20 protein-coding genes are annotated in these 20,838 nt (G+C 39.5%); 7 read left to right on the plus strand and 13 right to left on the minus strand.

Annotation, left to right across the window (positions count from 1 at the left end; genetic code table 11):
• Positions 1–11 precede the first annotated feature (11 nt).
• Positions 12–614 (minus strand): rhombosortase, encoded by a 603-nt coding sequence (gene rrtA, locus J1N51_RS01635; protein ID WP_208832268.1) that lies wholly within the window; start codon positions 612–614, stop codon positions 12–14.
• Between the two features lie 96 nt (positions 615–710).
• Between rrtA and ggt the strand changes: the two genes are divergently transcribed.
• On the plus strand, positions 711–2,441 hold the full coding sequence (gene ggt, locus J1N51_RS01640) for a gamma-glutamyltransferase (protein ID WP_208832269.1): 1,731 nt from the start codon (positions 711–713) through the stop codon (positions 2,439–2,441).
• Positions 2,442–2,443: 2 nt separating this feature from the next.
• Here ggt and J1N51_RS01645 read toward each other — a convergent pair whose 3' ends face one another.
• On the minus strand, positions 2,444–2,902 hold the full coding sequence (locus J1N51_RS01645) for a hypothetical protein (RefSeq protein WP_208832270.1): 459 nt from the start codon (positions 2,900–2,902) through the stop codon (positions 2,444–2,446).
• 103 nt (positions 2,903–3,005) lie between these two features.
• Positions 3,006–3,968 (minus strand): cysteine synthase A, encoded by a 963-nt coding sequence (gene cysK, locus J1N51_RS01650; RefSeq protein ID WP_208832271.1) that lies wholly within the window; start codon positions 3,966–3,968, stop codon positions 3,006–3,008.
• 227 nt (positions 3,969–4,195) lie between these two features.
• Between cysK and J1N51_RS01655 the strand changes: the two genes are divergently transcribed.
• From J1N51_RS01655 to J1N51_RS01665, 3 genes are read left to right on the plus strand one after another with little or no spacing between them, the layout of a single operon-like run.
• Positions 4,196–5,104, plus strand: a complete 909-nt coding sequence (locus J1N51_RS01655; RefSeq protein WP_208833282.1) for a transcriptional regulator GcvA — start codon at positions 4,196–4,198, stop codon at positions 5,102–5,104.
• Positions 5,097–5,777, plus strand: coding sequence for an alpha/beta fold hydrolase (locus J1N51_RS01660; RefSeq protein ID WP_232842835.1), 681 nt, complete (start codon positions 5,097–5,099; stop codon positions 5,775–5,777). Before J1N51_RS01655 ends, J1N51_RS01660 begins: the two co-directional genes overlap by 8 nt.
• A gap of 60 nt (positions 5,778–5,837) precedes the next feature.
• Entirely contained in the window at positions 5,838–6,221 is a 384-nt protein-coding gene (locus J1N51_RS01665; RefSeq protein WP_208832272.1) for a DUF423 domain-containing protein, read from the plus strand.
• Here the strand turns inward: J1N51_RS01665 and J1N51_RS01670 are convergent.
• From J1N51_RS01670 to yfbR, 6 genes are all read right to left on the minus strand, one after another.
• The gene (locus J1N51_RS01670; protein WP_208832273.1) at positions 6,218–7,687 is read right to left on the minus strand and encodes a hypothetical protein; all 1,470 of its coding nucleotides are present in this window, start codon (positions 7,685–7,687) and stop codon (positions 6,218–6,220) included. The two genes, J1N51_RS01665 and J1N51_RS01670, sit on opposite strands and share 4 nt — an antisense overlap.
• A 314-nt stretch (positions 7,688–8,001) precedes the next feature.
• Positions 8,002–8,382, minus strand: coding sequence for a DUF3192 domain-containing protein (locus tag J1N51_RS01675; protein WP_208832274.1), 381 nt, complete (start codon positions 8,380–8,382; stop codon positions 8,002–8,004).
• Positions 8,383–8,475: 93 nt separating this feature from the next.
• Positions 8,476–9,831, minus strand: a complete 1,356-nt coding sequence (ppnN, locus tag J1N51_RS01680; protein WP_208832275.1) for a nucleotide 5'-monophosphate nucleosidase PpnN — start codon at positions 9,829–9,831, stop codon at positions 8,476–8,478.
• Between the two features lie 9 nt (positions 9,832–9,840).
• Positions 9,841–11,358 carry a diguanylate cyclase gene (locus tag J1N51_RS01685; RefSeq protein ID WP_208832276.1) on the minus strand — a complete coding sequence of 506 codons (1,518 nt, stop codon included), beginning with the start codon at positions 11,356–11,358 and terminating at the stop codon, positions 9,841–9,843.
• A gap of 317 nt (positions 11,359–11,675) precedes the next feature.
• Positions 11,676–13,010: an anti-phage deoxyguanosine triphosphatase gene (locus J1N51_RS01690; RefSeq protein WP_208832277.1), complete on the minus strand. Its 1,335-nt coding sequence runs from the start codon at positions 13,008–13,010 to the stop codon at positions 11,676–11,678.
• Between the two features lie 9 nt (positions 13,011–13,019).
• The gene (gene yfbR / locus J1N51_RS01695) at positions 13,020–13,613 is read right to left on the minus strand and encodes a 5'-deoxynucleotidase (protein ID WP_208832278.1); all 594 of its coding nucleotides are present in this window, start codon (positions 13,611–13,613) and stop codon (positions 13,020–13,022) included.
• 149 nt (positions 13,614–13,762) lie between these two features.
• Between yfbR and J1N51_RS01700 the strand changes: the two genes are divergently transcribed.
• From J1N51_RS01700 to J1N51_RS01710, 3 genes are all read left to right on the plus strand, one after another.
• Positions 13,763–14,338: a hypothetical protein gene (locus tag J1N51_RS01700; protein ID WP_208832279.1), complete on the plus strand. Its 576-nt coding sequence runs from the start codon at positions 13,763–13,765 to the stop codon at positions 14,336–14,338.
• Between the two features lie 97 nt (positions 14,339–14,435).
• Positions 14,436–15,227 (plus strand): glucosaminidase domain-containing protein, encoded by a 792-nt coding sequence (locus tag J1N51_RS01705; RefSeq protein WP_208832280.1) that lies wholly within the window; start codon positions 14,436–14,438, stop codon positions 15,225–15,227.
• 33 nt (positions 15,228–15,260) lie between these two features.
• A complete protein-coding gene (locus J1N51_RS01710) occupies positions 15,261–15,914 on the plus strand; it encodes a DUF2987 domain-containing protein (RefSeq protein WP_208832281.1) in 654 nt (217 codons plus the stop codon).
• Between the two features lie 39 nt (positions 15,915–15,953).
• Here the strand turns inward: J1N51_RS01710 and yfaE are convergent, their stop codons facing one another.
• The 4 genes from yfaE to ubiG all read right to left on the minus strand — a co-directional run bounded on the left by yfaE (position 15,954) and on the right by ubiG (position 20,772).
• The gene (gene yfaE, locus J1N51_RS01715) at positions 15,954–16,220 is read right to left on the minus strand and encodes a class I ribonucleotide reductase maintenance protein YfaE (protein WP_208832282.1); all 267 of its coding nucleotides are present in this window, start codon (positions 16,218–16,220) and stop codon (positions 15,954–15,956) included.
• A gap of 21 nt (positions 16,221–16,241) precedes the next feature.
• A complete protein-coding gene (nrdB, locus tag J1N51_RS01720) occupies positions 16,242–17,372 on the minus strand; it encodes a class Ia ribonucleoside-diphosphate reductase subunit beta (RefSeq protein WP_208832283.1) in 1,131 nt (376 codons plus the stop codon).
• Between the two features lie 42 nt (positions 17,373–17,414).
• The gene (gene nrdA / locus J1N51_RS01725; RefSeq protein WP_208832284.1) at positions 17,415–19,730 is read right to left on the minus strand and encodes a class 1a ribonucleoside-diphosphate reductase subunit alpha; all 2,316 of its coding nucleotides are present in this window, start codon (positions 19,728–19,730) and stop codon (positions 17,415–17,417) included.
• 319 nt (positions 19,731–20,049) lie between these two features.
• Positions 20,050–20,772 (minus strand): bifunctional 2-polyprenyl-6-hydroxyphenol methylase/3-demethylubiquinol 3-O-methyltransferase UbiG, encoded by a 723-nt coding sequence (gene ubiG / locus J1N51_RS01730; RefSeq protein ID WP_208832285.1) that lies wholly within the window; start codon positions 20,770–20,772, stop codon positions 20,050–20,052.
• Positions 20,773–20,838 lie beyond the last annotated feature (66 nt).

Raw genomic sequence — 20,838 nt, forward strand, 5'->3', positions numbered from 1 at the left:
AGAGAAAGCCGCTAAATAGCGGCTTTTTTATTGTCTACGTCAAATATTGCTTTCGGCATTAAGAAAAAAAGAACCAGTGCAACTAAAACACCGATCAAGTGGGACTCTGTGGCGACATTGGCTCCAATGGTTGCTGCTGTCATAGGATCGCCACCAGTAACTTGTTCATATCCTACTTTAAAGATCAAACCTATAAGTAATAAGTATCCTGTTTTATCCTTGTTCTGAACGTCAATGAGCGCGCCCCAAACCAACAAAAAATGAATTACTGCACTAAACCCATAATAGTTTTGATAGTCAGTTGTCAAAAACAAACCAATACCTATCACTATGCTTGATATCAACACCAAGGGTAATCCTTTAAACCTAGGATAATATTCGCCATGTAAGGCCCAGACCAACAACATACCTGCACAGTTTAGATAAAGGTGATTGAAGTTTGAGTGCACTAAATGTCCGGTTAACAAGCGCCATATTTCGCCGTCGTTAATAAGGTTTGAGTTAAATACCAAGGCACTTGAATAACGCTCAGGGACCACCATTAAAACAGTGAAAACAATCATTAAAGTGATAAATGGTAAAAGATATCTTGGTTGGGTAGGAAATCCGAGCAAAGCATGTCCTTTGTTATATTTTTACTTTGATATTGCCACTTTGAATTCGGCGTTTATTTGATACCATGTCAATATCTATTTTCTGTTAGGAATTTTATGCGGTTATTAACTCTTATTCCCCTTTTATTTGCAAGCACAGCGTTTGCTGATAAAGCATCTCGAGCTGTGCCCGAAGCATTTACCGGACTAAATTATACCAAAGCGAGTTTTTCTGAGAAAGCCATGGTAAGTGCAGCTAATCCTCATGCTGTAAACGCTGCAGTGAGCATGCTGAAAAAGGGTGGAAGTGCAGTCGATGCAGCTATTGCAGCACAGTTGATGCTAACGTTAGTAGAGCCGCAAAGCTCAGGCATTGGCGGTGGTGCATTTATGCTACATTACAATGCTGATGCTAAATTATTAGAGTCCTATGATGGCAGAGAGACGGCACCTTCAAAAGCGACACCGAGTTTATTTTTAGATTCGAACGGTAAACCTCTGCGATGGATTGACGCTGTTGTCGGAGGTCGCTCTGTAGGGGTTCCTGGCATTTTAAAGATGCTCGAAATGGCACATAAGGAGCACGGAAAATTAGAATGGAAAGCGCTATTTGAGCCAACGATTAAATTAGCTCAAAGCGGCTTTGTTGTTAGCCCACGCTTAGCAAAATTAGTTCAAATGGAAATGAATCCGGGGCTAAGACATTCAGAAACAGCGAGCTCATACTTTTTCCCAAACGGTGAACCAATTAAAGCTGGGTCAATCCTAAAAAACCTTGCTTATGCAGAGACATTACAAGTTCTGGCAGAAAAGGGTGCAAGTGCGTTTTATAAAGGTGATATTGCTAAAAATATTGCACAGGCCGTGCAGTCATCTAACGCGGCGCCGGGCTTACTTCGAGAGGTCGATTTAGCAAATTATCAAGCAAAGAAGCGTGTACCTGTCTGTGTTGAATATAAATCAGCAGAGAGTTATGAAATCTGCAGTATGGGACCGCCAAGCTCAGGCGGGATAACGGTATTACAAATATTAAAGATGTTAGAAGGTTTTGATTTAAATGAATTTCCTTATGAACATCCAAATACCATTCATAAATACACCCAGGCTGCACGATTAGCTTTTGCGGACCGCGACAAATACATGGCCGATAGTGACTTTATTGATGTTCCTATTCAAAATTTATTAGATACCAACTATCTAAAAGAGCGAGCTAAGTTAATTAGTAACAGTAGAGATATGGGTAAAGCCTCCGCAGGAGTATTTGGTTCGGATCTGCATGAAAATGTTTCTGTTGAACAACCCAATACTACGCACATGTCTATTGTGGACCCTTTTGGAAATGCAGTTTCTATGACGTCTAGCATTGAGATGGGCTTTGGCTCGACGGTCATGGCCAACGGCTTTTTGTTAAACAACCAATTAACAGACTTTTCTTTGAAGCCTGAGGTAGATGGCAAACTGGTGGCCAATCGAGTGGAGGCAAACAAAAGGCCACGCAGCTCAATGACGCCTGTTATCATCTTTAAGGATGATAAAGTGTTTGCGGTTATCGGTTCACCTGGTGGGAGTCGGATTATCAACTATGTTGGTTATGCCTTATTGGGGTTATTAGAATATGGCCTAGATATGAAGCAAGTTATCGATGCGCCTCGTATTTCCAACCGGAATGGTTATACCTCAATTGAGGCGGGGTATAACAATGACAGGCTAAAAGCAGAATTAGAAAGAAAAGGCCATAAAGTTCGTGTAATGAACATGACATCCGGAATACACGGTATTTTGAGAACTGATAAAGGATGGCAAGGTGCAGCGGACCCTAGAAGAGAAGGTACCGCTGTCGGTTTATAAAATTAACGGCGGGCGTATGGATCGCCCGCTATTTTTGCTATCTTCCATTTCCCTTTTATTTTTTCAAACTTAACTTCACGAAGATCGTTAACTCGGTCGCCTTGATAAAAGCCAGTGAAAAGAACATTAACCGATGTTGTCTTAGACGCTTCTGTTTCCACTTGGCTTAAAGTCCTATCGATTTTTAACTCTACACCAGGATCAAATTGAAGGTTTAGTACATATCGAGCATAACCTTTAGTACTGCCGTATGATTTTATAATTCGTGCATGGCTTTTAGTCGCAAGGGATAAAGCTTTTTGCAAATCATCTTCGTTGTATAAAGCATCAAAAAATGCAAGCGCTTTGTATTCTGGCGTTGCTGGGTTTGCAAAGGCTGGGATATTGTCACTTTTTTCACTACACGCAGTGAGTAGAAAGCAAAAAGTAATTGTAATTAGACTAATAAAACGTTTTATCACGGTAATACCTTAAATCTCAGAACTAAGGTAAGTGTATAATCTAATTGCCTAATAAGAAAGGGGCAGGCCACCGAAGCAGTCCGCCTGAGAGATCTCTTAGCTATTATTGAACGAGTTCGCTGTCACCAAATTCACCAGCAAACAGCGGTGAAGACAGATAGCGTTCTGCCGAGCTAGGAAGAATAACAACAATGTTTTTGTCTTTGTATTCGTCTGATTCAGCAAGACGTTTAGCTGCAGCAACCGCTGCACCAGAGCTAATGCCTGCTAAGATACCTTCTTCTTTCATTAATCTGTGGGCCATTTCCATCGCTTCGTCGTTAGTCACGGTCTCAACGGCATCGATCATTTCTAAATCAAGGTTTTTAGGTATAAAGCCAGCGCCAATGCCTTGGATTTTATGTGGGCCAGGTTTTAACTCTTGTCCAGCAAGTTTTTGACTGATCACAGGAGAATCCGTAGGCTCTACAGCTACAGACGTAATCGCTTTACCTTTCTCTAATTTTATATAACGGCTAACACCTGTAATTGTACCACCGGTTCCCACGCCTGCTACGAAAACATCGATTTTACCTTCGGTTGCTTGCCAAATTTCTGGGCCAGTAGTCTCGAAGTGAATTTGTGGGTTAGCTGGGTTTTCAAATTGCTGTAGTAAAACGTATTTGTCAGGAGCAGAGTCAACAATTTCTTTTGCTTTTGCTATTGCACCACCCATGCCTTTTGGTCCTTCAGTTAGAACGAGGTTTGCACCAAGGGCTTTAAGCAATTTTCGACGTTCTAAACTCATCGTTTCTGGCATAGTAAGGGTCAACTTATAACCGCGTGACGCAGCTACAAACGCAAGCGCTATACCAGTATTACCAGAAGTTGGTTCGATAAGTTCTTTATCTTTTGTTAAAACACCTGACTTTTCTGCATCCCAGATCATATTGGCACCAATACGGCACTTAACACTGAATGAAGGGTTTCGAGCTTCCATCTTTGCAAACACGTTACCGCTGGTAACGCGGTTTAGTTTCACTATAGGAGTATTGCCAATACTGGTTGAATTGTCTTCGTAGATCATAGTCTGATGTTCCTGAAATTAGTTATGAGGCCAAAGTTAAAACCTTTTTGGGGTTAATCAAAATCACCTTTCTTCATAATATATATGTGATTTTTATATGTCGCCCGTTTAAGTTTGAGTTGATTTTCTTTATCGAGACTTTTTTGAAATTTTAGCAGTTTGATTTGGTTCTTTTTTCAACCTAGTGATACACTACCGCAATAATATTTCTAATGATAAAAATAACAATGGCTCGTCGTTTACCACCGCTAAATTCTCTCAAAGCATTTGAGGCTGCAGCACGCAACTTAAGCTTTACTAAAGCTGCTGAAGAACTATTTGTTACTCAAGCCGCTATCAGCCATCAAATTAAATTACTGGAAGAACATTTAAGCATAAAATTATTTATGCGAAGGAATCGTTCTTTGCTGTTGACGGAAGAGGGTCAGAGTTATTACCTAGATATCAAAGAAGTATTTGCTAATTTACATGATGCAACGGAACGCCTTTTGAGCCGCGGTGCTAAAGGTGCTGTTAGTATCGCATTGACCCCAAGCTTTGCTATTCAATGGTTAGTACCACGTCTGAGTGACTTTTCACAGCATAACCCAGATATTGATATCCGTATTAAAGCACAAGACCACGATGAAAACTCATTAACTGATGATGTTGACGTTGCGATTTATTATGGCAAAGGCCAGTGGAATGGTATTCACGCTGACAAATTACATACAGAATACTTAATACCAGTCTGTTCTCCTCTGTTGTTAAGCCAAGGTACTGGGCTGCGATCATTAGATGATTTAGCAAACTTTACGTTATTACACGATACCGCTCGTACCAATTGGAAAGACTATATAAAGTCAGTTGGGGTAAGGGACGTTAATGTGAATCAAGGTCCAATATTTTCTCATTCCTCTATGGTGCTACAAGCTGCAATCCATGGCCAAGGCATTGCGCTTGCACACAGTGTCCTTGCCCAACCTGACATAGACTCAGGTCGTTTGGTAGTGCCTTTTACCCAAGCACTTGTGAGTGAACGCGCTTACTACTTGGTTTGCCGAGAAGCACAATTAGACAGCCAAAAAATAAAAGTGTTTAGACATTGGTTATTGAATAAAGTTAAAAAAGAGCAGCAGGAGATGTCTTTTGATTAACATCGAACGGTTTGCAAATAAGAGGGATGTGTATCACGCTAAAAACCCTAACGCTTTGGTGGTTCTGGCCCATGGTGCAGGTGCGGGTAATCAACACGAATTTATAAAAACTGTCGCTATGTTGCTTGCCGAAAATGGGTTTACTGTCTCAGCGTTGAACTTCCCGTATATGGAATCAGCTTATGAATTAGACAAAAAGCGCCCGCCGAATAAAGCACCTCAATTGTTACAAGCTCTGCAAGACGAAGTTGAGTGGATTTCTAAAGCGATCTCACCCTCACTTGATATTTTTATTGTTGGTAAGAGTATGGGCGGCCGGATGGCGACACTTTTAGCTTCGAGCAAAACTCCCGATTTTAATACAAAGATAAAAGGCGTAGTCGCTCTTGGCTATCCTTTCCATCCACCTGGTAAAAAAGAAAAGTTAGCTGAGCGAATCGAGCACTTCAGTGCGTTAAAGGTACCAATGCTTATTATCCAGGGAGAAAGAGATACATTTGGAAACCAAACATTAGTTGCGTCAACGCCTAGCTTAGCAAGTATTGATATTGAATGGTTAATTGATGGCGACCATAGCTTTAAGCCTCGTAAATCCGCTCCAGTAACAGAGAAACAAAACATTCAAACTGCTTGTGAATATACGACGAAGTTTATTTTGGGGCAGCTTCCTTAATTGCTACACGAATAAATAATTGGACAAAATTACACAGTCACAGTTAAACAGGGCATGTTTATGAAACGATTTGTTATGATCGCATCTCTTTTGGGGTTTTGGGGTGTCGCATCGGGCGCTTTTGGTGCACACGCTTTAAAAGGCTCTTTGTCTACTTATGAATTAGGTATTTGGCAAACAGCAGTAAACTATTTGCTCTTTCACGTTCCAGTCATGCTGTTTGCTATTGTACTTCCTAATTTTATGTCCGGAGTAGAAAAAACAGCGAAGTATTCGTTTATCTCCTTTGCTTTTGGGTGTGCAGTATTTTCTGTTTCATTGCAGGTCTTAGCAATAACTGGCACAAAATGGTTAGGTGCAATTACACCGATTGGCGGCATGTTACTTTTGATTGGTTGGGTTTTGTTGTTTGTGACCGGATGGAAAGGTCGATTAAAACCTTAAAGTAACTGAGTGTGTGGTGCCAGCTTTTCTATTACGTCTCGATAGACGCTCAAAACATCACTATTACTGTAACCTAATACATTTTTAAATAAGCTTGTACGTGGTAATTCTTTTGGTACAGCGATACCAGACTGAATTTGGATAAATACCCAGTGAGTCATCAAAAGGGCGGCGAGCTGCGTCTTGGCACTTCTTGGTAGAGCGCTAGGATCTAGTCGTCCTTCAATATAACGAAAATAGTCTTTGCATAGCGTTAAATAACTGACAGGTAATTGCCACTCTCTAGCCATTTTTCCTGTTATCTTAAGCCATTGTTCTATATTAGAAATGTCAAAGAATTCTGCTAAATTAGCACAGCCTTGTTTGTTCTCTAATTTGCCAGCAGTGGCAGTGTGGCGCCCCTTTGGGATTAAAAGAACCGCATGACACATAATTAAACAAACCGTACCTAAGTATTCGGGGATGTCACACTTTAGATCCTGACCTAATTTGATAGCGATATTGTGTAATAATGATACTTTATTAAACGCCTCACCCGAACCTATGAAATGGCTTGTTTTTTGATACTTTAATATTTCACTATTACAAACAACAGGATAAAGCTTAGCCAATCCAATTAACGCAGCAGCATGTTTCAAATCCTTAATTGGAGATTGGACTCTGGATAAGTTACTCGCGTAACTTTGAATTAATTTTGCAGTTGCCGGTTGTGCTTCTAAATATTCTGCAATTTGTTTATTTGTCGCATTAATTAAAAGTTTCGAAAAGTCGTTTAATGTGTTGGGAGTAGTTAATGAATAGCGTGATACAGATAATTCTTGCTTCTGCTCTATATATTTTTTTACTACGTCGTAATTTGTCAATTCAACCATCAATGAATCAACCAAGCGATAATCGATAGCAGGTTGAACACGGGTCAATAGCAAATCTTTTTCACCTAATACATTAACGTCTTTTGTTTCGATTTGATTAGGGTTATCAATTTCTACGACGGTCCATTTTACTTTGCCAGATAGAGATTGTTGTCTATTGAGGGTAAACGCATATTGTCCTAACGCCGTCCGCACTAGCATACCCATGTTGAATGCCTGGCTATGCCAAACAACTTTATTGATCAAATAATGAAGATGGTTTTTACAAAAGGCTTTATTAATTACCAACAAGGGTTTAAATCTAATTGAGTTTATTGCTGAAGAAACACTTACGCGTTGCGTAACTAAGCCCACGTTCAAAAATGCCAAGTTTAAACTCATTAATAATATAGTTTGGGCCGTTTGGTTTTTATTTTTAAAATCATTAAGGTCAGCGATTTGGGTAAACAATCGAAATGCGCTAGGTTGGCGTCTAAAAACTTGTTTTGAAAGTTTATAATAGTGTTTTGGATAAGTTGCCAGTACCTGTTTGATTGATTGTTGTGTAGCATTTGCCTGTTTAATAGATGCACATAAGGTTAACGCCAAAAACAAGGTTACTTGGTTTAACGCATTTTGTGATTCTTGGTCGAACCGAGTTTCAGCGCTTAACGACTGACTAAAAAAAATTGCTTTGGCAATAAAATTTATGTCTTTTGAATGATTTGAGTTTAAGTTATGTAACGCAACAGAAATAGACGTGGGTGAACTGTAATAAATACTTTGTAATTGTTCGGATAGTTGATAAAAACTGTCAATAAACGCGCTGCTATTATTTTTAAATAAAGCGTTACATTGAGCGACAGTGTCAAAAACGTCACTCAGTGTGGATGTATTTTCGGTTTTTTCTCGGCTATTCGTAAGATTCATCAAAGTGCATTGTATTGTTCAAAGGCTGTAATTCCCCAAGCAATGAGCTTGCCATTTTTGAACAATAATGGAGTGCATTCGTCTTTTGTCGTAATTCCATCAGACTTTGCGTGTTTGGTGCGATAAAACATAACCTGTAACGTGGTGTCTTTGTTTTTTCGTGCTTCCGTGATATCTGGTGCACCTAGCTGTTCCACGATACTTTCTATCGTATGCAGGTGATCTAGATTGAGTTTGTTGATGAATTTAAGGTTGTAGGACTGTCTATCTTCCCAGTTCATTTGATCAGGATCGTCTTCATAAAACGTCAATACCGACGCTGCAAAAACTGCATATAATATAAAGCCAATACCGACGTACTTTACCACTGGGTTTTTCATTTTAATCCTTCACCTTTAAAAACTGCCGCCACTATTATATCTATGGAGGCAGTTTATAAAAGGCATATAATGTAAAATTTCGTAACTAATTTATTATGTTTTTATTTCGTAACATGGCTCATAAACAGACCCAGGCAACTTCATTCTACCTTGTTTGATAAAGGCCATGAGTAATGAATCCATCTTACGCATCAATTCTGGGTCACCAGATAATTGAAATTTACCGTGCTTTTGAACTGATTTTATACCTTCATCTTTTATATTACCTGCAACAATTCCAGAAAATGCCCGGCGAAGATTTGCCGCTAATGTTTGTGATGGTTGATCAAGGTGCAGATCCAAGTTTGCCATATTTTCATGACTTGGATTAAAACTTTGTTGGAACAGCTCTGGAATTTTTAACGTCCAATTGTACTGGTAGGCATCGCCTATATTGCGACGATAATCCCGCACTGGGATCATGTTTTCTTTTACCAGTTTTGCAACTTTTTCTGGATCATCCGGGATTATTGTTAATAAATCTCGCGCTTCCTTACCTAAAATTGATTCGACAAATTCTGCTATCTCTTCAAAATAAGCAATTGATTCAGAAGGGCCGGTTAAAATAATTGGCAAAACTTGGGATTTGTTCGCTGGGTCAAGCATGATGCCAAGGATATACAATAATTCTTCAGCGGTTCCTGCGCCACCAGGAAAAATAATGATTGAATGGGCAACCCTAACAAATGCTTCTAGTCGCTTTTCGATGTCTGGTAAAATAACCAACTCATTAACAATCGGGTTTGGTGCTTCAGCGGCAATTATACTCGGTTCTGTTAAACCTAAATAACGTCCGTTTTTAATCCTTTGTTTACTGTGGGCGAGTGTAGCGCCTTTCATAGGTCCTTTCATTGCACCGGGACCACAGCCAGTACAAATGTTGAGGCCACGCAAACCAAGTTGGTAACCTACTTCTTTAGTATAATCGTACTCTACTTCATTAATTGAATGTCCACCCCAGCAAACAACCAGATTTGGGCTGTCTATAGGGTGAATGACGTTGGCATTACGAAGCATATCAAACACGTTATTGGTGATGTGGGCTGCAGGCGAGATGTCTTTAACAAGTTTTTCTTCGAAACGATCTGCGTTAAACAAGATATCGCGAATAACGGCCTGAAGATGCTCTTGGATACCGATTATAATTTTACCGTCTACAAACGCTGACTTAGGAGGGTTAATAAGTTCAATTTTGATGCCGCGTTCACGAGGGATAAGATGAATGTCAAAGTCTTTATAGGCTTCGTAAACGTCAGAACTTACATCTGTGGTGCTACCTACGTTTAGTACAGCCAACGCACAATTTCTGAATAAATGATAAAGATTGCTATTTGATGATTTTTCGAGACGCTTTACTTCAACTTGAGAAAGTACATTCATCCCGTTTAGCGGGTTTAATTCTATCCGCATAGATACTCCTTATTCTTTGAAACACACCCTGTTTCTTCCTGTTTGTTTAGCTTCGTAGAGGGCTTTATCTGCTCTATCAAAGGCAGTGTGAATGTTGTCACCTTCTCGAAGCTCTGTGTAACCTATTGATATTGTGATATTTAAAGGTGTGTCCTTAACTTTAAATGGTATTTTTTCAACAGCGATTCGAAGTTTCTCTAGAGGCGCTGCTACTTCATTTGTACCGCTATTTATTAATATTGCAACAAATTCTTCACCACCATACCTAGCTAAAAAGTCTGTTGCACGAAGTTGTTTTTGAAGAGCGTTAGCGACAATCTTAAGTGTTTTATCACCAACACTGTGGCCGTAATTATCATTTATCTTTTTAAAGTGGTCGATATCCATAACCGCAACACACAGCGGCTGTGGTTGGCGTAACCATCGTTGATACTCTTCTTTCATCCGATTGTCGTACGCGCCTCTATTAGGCAAGCCGGTTAACGAATCGAGGCCATTACGGACTTTTTCTTCTAACCATTTCTTTCTGTAATATTCGGTACGTTGCTCTAAGCCGCTTAACTTGGTTTCCATTTTTTCTATGGCGTTTTGCAACATATCACTGCGAGCTTGCTCTATCTCATCCCGCTGTTTAATAGAAGTGTTTATAATTCCGAGCTTTTTGTCGATGACTACTTGTAGTTCAGATAGTGAGGTAGCTTGTGTTGTACTTTTTGATAACTCTTGTATTTGCTTATCAATCTGTAAATTGAGGACTTTCAGTTGCTTGTCATAGCTCTTAGAACTTTTTAATGAGTCTAAAAGGGTGTTGTGGACATCAGCAAGCGCTTTGTTGATATTGATTATGAGCTTTTGAGTCTGGGTATACTCCTCGGAAAAACGAGATACAACGTCCTCAAAAAAGTTCAAACAGATATCCAGTTTGTGATTGTCAGAATCAGCAACTTTTATTCTATCAGAAAAGGTATCTAAACTAGGTTTAACAACATCACTGTTAGAAATAGAACTCAGGCCAGTGATCAGTTTTTCCATTAACTCAGTGGAAAAGGGCTCAGCATTAGCAATTAATTGCTCCTGATTATTTCCTTTAAGGGCAGTCACTATGTCAAAAAAGGCTAAAAAGTTTGGTTGTAATTCAGCAAGTTGAGAAGAGTCAGTGGACTTTAGTTTGTTCATTACCATACGCAAACGGCGTCGTATGTCACTGTCCATGCCTTTACTTGCCTGTAAAGATTCGCCAGCGGCTAGCAAGTGGGTTTTGAGTTCTCTTAGACTAAATGAAAATTGCTTTTCAAATTCTGCTAACTTATTTGTTGCATTGTCCAAGCCGGCCTTAACATCATCAATACTCGCATCCTTTTTAATCAGACGACGCAAATCCGCTAATCGAATGTCGAGTTCTTTGTGGTTGCCTTTTAGTACGATACCTAGGCGATCGATGACTTTAAAAGAACCTGTAATTACTTCATTTTGTTCGCTTAAAGCCCGTCTAAGTTGGCTTACTTCATTAGTACTTTTAGAGTTCATATCTCTCTATTGGCCGGATCAATGTTAGGTAAATGATTGAGATAACTATAATAAGAAAGCAAGAAAAAAGCCATTTAACATGGCTTTTTGAGGGGAATTAAAGTGTATTATTTTGTTAAGTAATAAGGTAACCAATTTGGTTCACTAGTGTATTCGTCGTTCATGTCTCTCTCCAACTCACCATTATGAGTAACCTAAAGTCTAGCTTAAAAATATTTTTTGTGAAAGTGTTTTTGTAATATTACAGTGTGGGTTACAAGGTGCGCTATTGTTTAGTTTAGTTGGCGCGAAATCAACTTGCACATAGAGGGTAATAGCTAAGTTATACTTTTTCCATCACCAAAAAGGCGTCCATATACCTGTAAGGCTTGATTATCAGACATATTCGCTAACGTGTCACAGACAAAGCGCTTGAGCTTTATCTCATCTTCAAAAGTATCATCCGAAAGAGAAACGGAATTACCCATCAAACGCTTAGGTTCCGTATAAAACGCGTCAAAAAGGTCTGTTAACACCTGCTGGCCTTTAAACTCAGTTTGTTGAATCGCAGTTGACAAAATAACCCGCTGATAAACAAACTTTTTAAGTAATTCTAGGATTGGTGAAGCAGCGTCATTTAGGCGAATGTTAAACGCTAATATTGGAGAGTTAAACTGTTGGTTAACTTGAAAGGTTTCAGTGTTGGTGATCAGATGGTTAACAAGGGCACCAATAGCATTTTTTCTTTGATGGAGTTCATCATTGAATAACATTTCGGTGAGTTGGGACGCATGTTTTTTAGCCCAAGGGTTTTCCGCAGATGAAAAGGTGTCTAATACGTCAGAAATCCACATGTCCTTATTCACAATATTAAGGGCAATAGCGTCCTCAAGGTCATGTACTGCATAGGCAATATCATCAGCCATTTCCATAATAGAAGCATCTAGGGATTTGTATGTAGTTTTGGTTCTGATGTAGGGGCTTGTTTGTACTTTATTCTTATTAAGGTCGGTTTGAGATTTAAAAAGTACTTGGTCATCTTTACTTAAGCCTTCCAAAATCCATTGGAATGTAGATATTTCGGTACCAAAGATACCCTTTATTGGTTTCCATTCATCTACAGAAAAGAATCTCTGGTTTCTATCCCCCTGGTAATCTGTGTTTGTTCTAATAAATTGAGGGTACTTTATTAATCCCAATAGAGTACGTCTCGTTAAATCCATACCATGAGTTTTGGTATAAGGCTCTAATTTAGAAACGATCCGTAGGGTGTGACCGTTCGCTTCAAAACCTCCCGCTTTCCACATTTTATAATTAAGTGCAATTTCACCTCCGTGTCCAAAAGGCGGATGGCCAATGTCATGGGCTAGACAAAGTGACTCTATCAACGCGTCACTGGGTAATGCTGACAACAATTCTGGATTCGCTAAAACATCTGTTTGTTGATGCAAATGAGCAAGAATCCCCGTGCCTATTTGACTTACTTCTAACGAGTGCGTGAGACGGGTGCGGTAAAAGTCATCTTTACCAATGCCTACTATTTGGGTTTTGGCTTGTAAACGTCTAAACGCTGATGAATGAAGAATCCTGGCCCGATCTCTTTGAAAGGGGTTTCGATGGTCGTTAGGTCTTATATTATTGCTGCCAGAAAACCTAGCATCCATATTCTTCATTTTTGTGTCCTACAAAGGTTGAGAAATTTCGTCTAGATTGAGTGTAAAGCTTGGTAAAAAAACGTCCATGAAGTATTTAAGTTCTTCTGACTGATACTTTTTCATAGTCTGCTCAATGTTCTTTTTCGCTTTTTCAAACTCATGGTTACCAGCTGAGATCTCCTCGATGGTTTTGATATAGCCACATATAACATCTGCAGCTTTAACAATGTCACGTATTTCTGGTGAAATTTCGTGATGGTCTATTAAAGGCAAAAAGTCCTCTCTAAATTCCTCTGGTAACATGGCAATGAGTTGTTGTTCGGCAATGTTTTCAATCTTTTTATAGGCCCGAGCGATTTCATCATTGTGATATTTAATCGGACTAGGTAGGTCACCGGTTAGTACTTCGCTGGCATCATGATATAACGCCACTACAGCAACGTGCTCAGGGTTTAAATCTCCACCAAACTTTTTGTTTTTTATGACCGCTAACATATGTGCAACAGTTGCAACTTGATGGCTGTGTTCCTGAACATTTTCTGGCGTGATTGTGCGCATTAGTGGCCATCTAAAAATAAGCTTTAGACGAGACATATTGGCGAAGAAGTGACTGGTTTCCATAACGACCTACATCTTATTAAATAATATAAAAATCATAACAATAAATGTGTATAGCCGAAATATATTTAACAAATTGTTGCATTAATTTACTAAGTAATAGTTGGGCTATAATGATAGAAGGTATAAGTCCTATCAATTGAGGAGTCTTTATGCCCTTACCATTATACTTATTAGGTGCTTCGATAGTTGCGGGGATGGCAGCTAACAATGCTAATAAGAAAACCTTAGAAGTATTGAATACACGTAAATTGGTAACTTCAAATACGCAAGCACCTGCGGTCCAGGTTGGACCCAATTCTTATATCGCTGACCGCCAACATTTGCATCATTCAAAACCGGTGAAAGGTTCTGTGGTGTGTTGTGAAGTTTTCCACGAGTTAGAGCATACAGGAATTTGGCTAGACTCTGATTGCATTATTGAATTTAGTGATAATGGTTTGATTAAGGCTTTAAGTGCGGAGCGCTTTTTGAAGAATAGATCCGGAAAAGAAATATATGTTGCATGTAACAATTTAGGTGAGCCACTCGCGGATCCAAATGTGGCAGATAAAGCGTTAAAGATGGTGTTTACTTATCAAGAATACGAGTTGTTAAAAAATAACTGTCATAGCTTTGTGGCGTCTTTTTTTGGACCAAAAAAGAATGTCGTGACGTTTGGAGAACTTAACAAAACACTGCTAGATAAATATAGAAGAGATATTTACTGGGATAAAGTTAAGGTATAACAAGTTGAACGGCTATGATAGTATGCCGGCTATTTTTTAACAGGTCCGCTTTTTTGGACCGTGTTTACCAGCTATTTTAGTGAGGTAGTAAGTCATTATGAATAATGTAGGTCGTATCTTTACCCAGGTTTTTTTGTTATTTGTTCTGGGTGTTGCAGCTATTTATCCATTTTTAGATAAGGGCACGCCCACTCAGGAACAACCTAAGCCCGTAGTGAAAAAAAATAAATCGGTAAAAAAATACAGCAATGAATTTTTACCAGACTTTTCTGCAATTAGAGACGTGAAGAAAAAGAAGACTGAGTTTTTTGGTTATCTCAAGCCTTTAGTTGAACAAGTGAATGAAGAAGTAAGGGCAAATCGCGCTTTCATTAAGAGTCTTGATGCTCTACCGACTGAAGGTGAGGAATTAGCAAGGTTAAACAAACTTTTAAAACGTTATGATATAGAGGTTGAAGGTGACTTCGTTGAAATGAAAAAAGTTTTGTTGAGACGTGTCGATACTTTGCCCGTGGCGCTCGTACTCATGCAAGCGGCAAATGAGAGTGCGTGGGGCACGTCTCGTTTTGCCTTACAAGCAAACAACTTATTTGGTCAGTGGTGCTTCTCACCAGGTTGTGGTGTGGTTCCGAAAGGCCGACCAAAAGGTGAAACTTATGAAGTTCGCAAGTTTGACCACCCAATAGATTCTATTCGTAGTTATTTTAATAACTTAAATACCGGGCATGCGTACAAAGATTTACGTGCAATTCGTCAAGAGCTCCGCAATGAGGGTGTTCAACCATCTGCTACCGAATTAGCAGAAGGACTAACTAAATATTCGATACGCCGTGAAGAGTATGTCGTTGAAATACAAAATATGATCCGTGTTAACAAAAAGTATTTATAATACGCCAGAATTTCGTTTTATAAGTAGGGTGTTATGAGTCTTTTAAAAATAAAAATGGGTGCTTGGTTAGCGCCCATTTGTTTATTGGCCAGCAGTTTTGCGGTTGCAGATACCAAAATGGTTTTAAACTATGATGGCTTTTTCGACCGAATCGAAAAGCTCGATGAGCCTGAATTTACTAGTGTAAAGTTAGCGTTTTATTTAAAGCAACTGTCTGACGGGCAGGTTTGTCCAATCAAAAACGTGACGCTCAAAACTAAGCTCAAGGAAAAGCCCGTCTACTTCTATGATACGGGCGAAGTCGTTCTTCCTTATGACAAGCAGCTAGACTTGGACAAAGCAAAAGTGATCATTGATAAAGACACTCTAGAAGAGTGTGGTTTAGATATGAGACTAGAGTCTACGGAGCTGTTTCAGTCAGAAGTAAGCACAAGTCGTATTACAAAGTTAACTAGCCAATTTGATGGTGCGTTAGAGTCTCTTGCTGGAATGATGGCTTTTTTAACACCTGATGTTGTAGGTGTTACATTTTTGGCTGCACCAGCCGATGAATTGAAGGTAGTTAACTCAAAAGTGGGCCAGTGCAAATCTAATCGATGCACGATCACCATAAAAGAAATTGAGCAGGTTGATACTGTCTTATTTAACCTTGCACCCGTTAAGGCTTTACCTTACATCACTAAATAATCATGTCTTAGATTATGTAAAGTTATAAAAAAATAGAGCTTAAATAAGCTCTATTTCTATATCTGATGTGGGTTTACTGCAACAGGTTAAGATTTCACCGCGTCGAACAAACGCTAAAGGTTCGTTCAAGTATTCAACGTCACCGTCTTTTATTTTACAACGGCATGCGCCACAAAATCCCTCACGGCAGTGATACAAGATATCTACTCCGTTACTTTGTAACGCATTAAGTAGGTTTGTATCACTTTCTTTAAACTCAAAGCTAGTATCGGAATCACTTCCTTTTGAGACCTTTACCTTCGTCATTATTACTGGTGGTCTGTGGCTTTATAGCTCAAAGCCATCAAACTCGGCAGCATTAACTTCAGAGTCAATTTGGCCTACTAGGTAAGAACTAATTTCAGCTTCTTGTGGCGCTACTTGGACGTTGTCTGACTCTAAATATTTGTTCATCCATGGAAGAGGGTTGCTCTTCACATCGAACTTAGCTGGCATACCTATGGCAGTCATGCGGTGGTTTGCAATGTACTCTACATATTGGCATAAAATTTCTTCGTTTAGACCAATCATTGAGCCATCTTTGAACAAGTATGCTGCCCACTCTTTTTCCTGTTGTACAGCTTGCATGAAGATATCTTGTGCTTCTTGGAAACACTCCATGCTGATCTCTTGCATTTCAGGATCATCTTGACCGTCAGCCCACAAATTAATGATGTGTTGCGTAGAGGTTAAGTGTAAGTTTTCATCACGGGCAATTAGACGAATGATCTTTGAGTTACCTTCCATGATTTCGCGTTCTGCAAATGCAAAAGTACAAGCAAAACTAACGTAGAAACGAATCGCTTCTAAGGCATTAATTGAATTAACCGCCAAATATAATTTTTTCTTCAATTCACGTTGCGTTACGTTATACGTTTCGCCGTCTACAATATGCTGACCTTCGCCTAGTGTTTGAAATAATTGAGTATGGAAAATCAAGTCATCATAATACTTAGAGATATCCGTAGCTCGACGTAAAATCTCTTCGTTTTTCACGATGTCATCAAAAACCGCACTAGGGTCCGTAAACAAGTTACGTAAAATATGTGTGTAAGAACGCGAGTGAATCGTTTCGCTGAACGACCAAGTTTCGATCCAAGTTTCTAACTCAGGCAGTGATGTAATTGGCAACAATGCAACGTTAGGGCTTCTACCTTGTACCGAATCTAATAGCGTTTGATATTTAAGGTTAGAGATAAAAATGTGTTTTTCACTATCCGTCATGTTTTGGAAGTCTGCACGATCGCGGCTCACGTCAACTTCTTCTGGACGCCAGAAGAAAGACAGTTGCTTTTCGATTAGCTTCTCAAAAATAGAATGGCGCTGTTGGTCATAACGCGCAACGTTCACGCTTTCGCCAAAAAACATTGGCTGCTCTAGAGGATTCACATCATTTTGGTTAAAAGTGGTATAACGCATTTTTATAAACTCTAAATTAAATTAGTTAATTCTGGTGGTGCATTAAATCTTGCACGCACCACCTTCACAGCCTTCGTCTTCTTCAATAACCACCGTAGTTGGTGCTTCTGCTGGTTTTACTTTACCGTCTTTTGATACTGTACCGGCTTGGTCACGAGTATTGTGATAATAAAGTGTTTTAACACCGTATTTGTAGGCCATTAACAAGTCTTTTAATAACTGTTGCATTGGAACTTTATGGTCCTGATATTTACTTGGATCATAATTAGTGTTCGCTGAAATCGTTTGGTCAATAAACTTCTGCATGATGCCACAAAGCTGTAAATAACCAGTGTTGTTCTCTAAGCTCCACAATAACTCGTATTGGTCGCGAAGCGTTGTGATTTCTGGCACAACCTGCTTAAGCACGCCGTCTTTACTTGCTTTAACACTGATTAAACCGCGCGGAGGCTCAATACCATTGGTCGCATTTGAAATTTGTGACGATGTTTCCGACGGCATTAATGCTGACAAGGTTGAGTTACGTAAGCCATGTTGCTTGATGTTTTCACGTAATGTTTCCCAGTCTAAATGCAGTGGCTCGTTACAGTATTCATCTACCGCTTTTTTGTAGGTATCAATCGGTAAAATGCCTTGAGAGTAGGTGGTCTCATTGAATTTTGGACATGCACCTTGTTCTTTGGCTAGGTTATTTGATGCTTTTAATAGGTAATACTGCATTGCTTCGAAAGTTCTATGAACTAGGTTATTACCTGAACCATCCGAGTATTTAGCACCGTTTTTGGCTAAATAGTAAGCCATGTTGATTACACCTATACCTAGTGTACGGCGTCCCATAGTTGCATTGTATGCAGCCTTAACAGGGTAGTCCTGATAATCCAATAGGCTATCAAGCGCACGTACTGCTAATTCTGATAATTCTTCAAGTTCATCAAGAGATTTGATTGCACCTAAGTTAAAGGCAGAAAGTGTACAAAGTGCAATTTCACCTTCTTCGTCATGGAAATGTTGTAGAGGTTTGGTTGGTAAAGCAATTTCCAGACACAAGTTACTCTGACGTACAGGCGCGTATTTTGGATTAAACGGACTGTGCGTATTACAGTGATCAACATTTTGTAGGTAGATACGACCGGTACTCGCTCGTTCGTTTAAGAACAGGCTGAATAACTCAACGGCTTTGATTCGCTTTTTGCGGATAGCTGGGTCGTTTTCGTACTTAACGTATAACTCTTCGAATTTATCTTGGTCTTCAAAGTATGCGTCATAAAGTCCAGGTACATCAGACGGGCTGAACAACGTAATGTAATCATCTTTGATAAGACGCGCATACATAGTGCGGTTGAACTGTACACCGTAGTCTAAGTGGCGAACTCGGTTTTCTTCTACACCGCGGTTGTTTTTGAGTACTAGTAATGACTCAATCTCTAGATGCCATAATGGGTAGAATAGGGTAGCAGCGCCGCCTCGAACACCACCTTGAGAACAGCTTTTAACCGCGGTTTGGAAGTGCTTGTAAAAAGGAATACAACCTGTGTGAAATGCTTCACCATTTCTAATCGAGCTACCTAAAGCACGAATACGGCCAGCATTAATACCAATACCAGCGCGTTGGCTGACATATTTAACGATAGCAGATGAGGTGGCATTGATTGAATCTAGATTGTCGTCTGTTTCGATTAAAACACAAGAACTAAACTGACGAGTTGGAGTACGAACACCTGACATAATAGGTGTAGGTAGAGAAATCTTGAACTGTGACGCGGCATCATAAAAACGGCGGATGTAGTCCAAACGAGATTCTTTAGGGTATTTCGCGAATAAACAAGCTGCTACAAGGACGTATAGAAACTGTGCGCTTTCGTAAATATCACCTGTTACACGGTTTTGAACTAGGTATTTACCTTCTAATTGCTTAACCGCAGCGTAGCTGAAATCAAGGTCTCGGTTATGGACGATAAACTGATCAATAGCATCGAACTCTTCTTCGCTGTAATCCGCTAACAAATGTTCGTCGTAACGTTTTTCGCTGACCATTTTTTTAACGTGATCGTATAAACGAGGCGGCTCAAATTGTCCGTATGCTTTTTTACGAAGGTGGAACACAGCAAGACGAGCTGACAAATACTGATAGTCAGGTGTCGTTTCTGAAATTAGATCTGCCGCAGCTTTAATGATCGTTTCGTGTATGTCTTCGGTTTTTATGCCGTCATAAAATTGAATATGAGAGCGAATTTCAACTTCTGAAACGGATACATTATCTAGACCTTTTGCGGCCCATGTAATGACGCGGTGGATTTTTTCGAGGTCGAGTGGTTCTTTCGAACCGTCACGTTTGCTAACAGAAAGGCTGTTGTTCATTTTGCCCAGTTGTCCTTTGTTTTTATTATGTGCGCACGGCTAGCGTTCTGCTTAAAAACTAGCTGTTTTTACCCTTTGGATAAAAACACATCATATAGTGTTTTAAAATTTACAAGACCACAAGATAGTGTGTGTGAATCCTAATTGCAACCCCAAAATATGCCGTAAAAATAGACGGTGATTTTTTGGGTAAGTAGCCCCTAACGCTACAGTGTTTATTCCAATAATAGAAAATAAAAATCTACTCAAAAACCGGAATTTTTCTTTTTTTTTTATTCGAAATTTTTCATAAAAAAGGGCTCAAAAAAGAGCCCAAATGTTATAACTTTTCACAATACAGAATGTAGTTAACATCGACACCTGGCTTTATAGAAAACTGCTCAGTCAACGGGTTGTAGTGAACACCGATTGACTCTCTAACTTTTACGCCATGTGACTCGATCCAGCGAATAAGATCCGCTGGTCTAATGAATTTTTCAAAGTCGTGTGTACCGTCAGGAACAAGCTTTAACATTTTTTCAGCCGCGACAATAGCAAGTAGATAGCTTTTGAACGTTTTGTTTAATGTCGAAAAAAATAGCTTTCCACCTGGCTTACACGCATCTACAGCGGCTTTTACAATAGACTGAGGGTCTGGTACGTGTTCAAGCATTTCTAGACACGTAACTACATCATACTGCTCGGGGCATGCCACAGCGTGTTGTTCTGCGGACACTTTTTCGTAGCTTACATTTTTTACGCCTTGTTCAAGTGCGTGCAGTTTGGCCACAGCCAAAGAATCTTCGGCAAGATCAATACCAGTTACGTTAGCACCTAATTTAGCGAGTTGTTCGGCGAGAATTCCGCCACCACAACCAATATCGAGTAAATGCTTCTCGGAAAGGGCATTAATCTTTTGTTGAATATAAGAAACTCGAACCGGATTCAATAGGTGAAGCGGCTTAAATTCACCACTTTGGTCCCACCATGCAGATGCGATGGAGTTAAATTTTTCTATTTCTTGGTGGTCTACATTACCACTCACATTTGCCTCAGAATTCATCTTGTTCCACGTCTAAATTTAGACACAAATTATTGACCTTTTTACGATGACATAATTAATAAAGAT

The sequence above is a fragment of the Psychrosphaera ytuae genome, from assembly GCF_017638545.1.
In the GTDB taxonomy this organism is placed as follows: domain Bacteria; phylum Pseudomonadota; class Gammaproteobacteria; order Enterobacterales; family Alteromonadaceae; genus Psychrosphaera; species Psychrosphaera ytuae.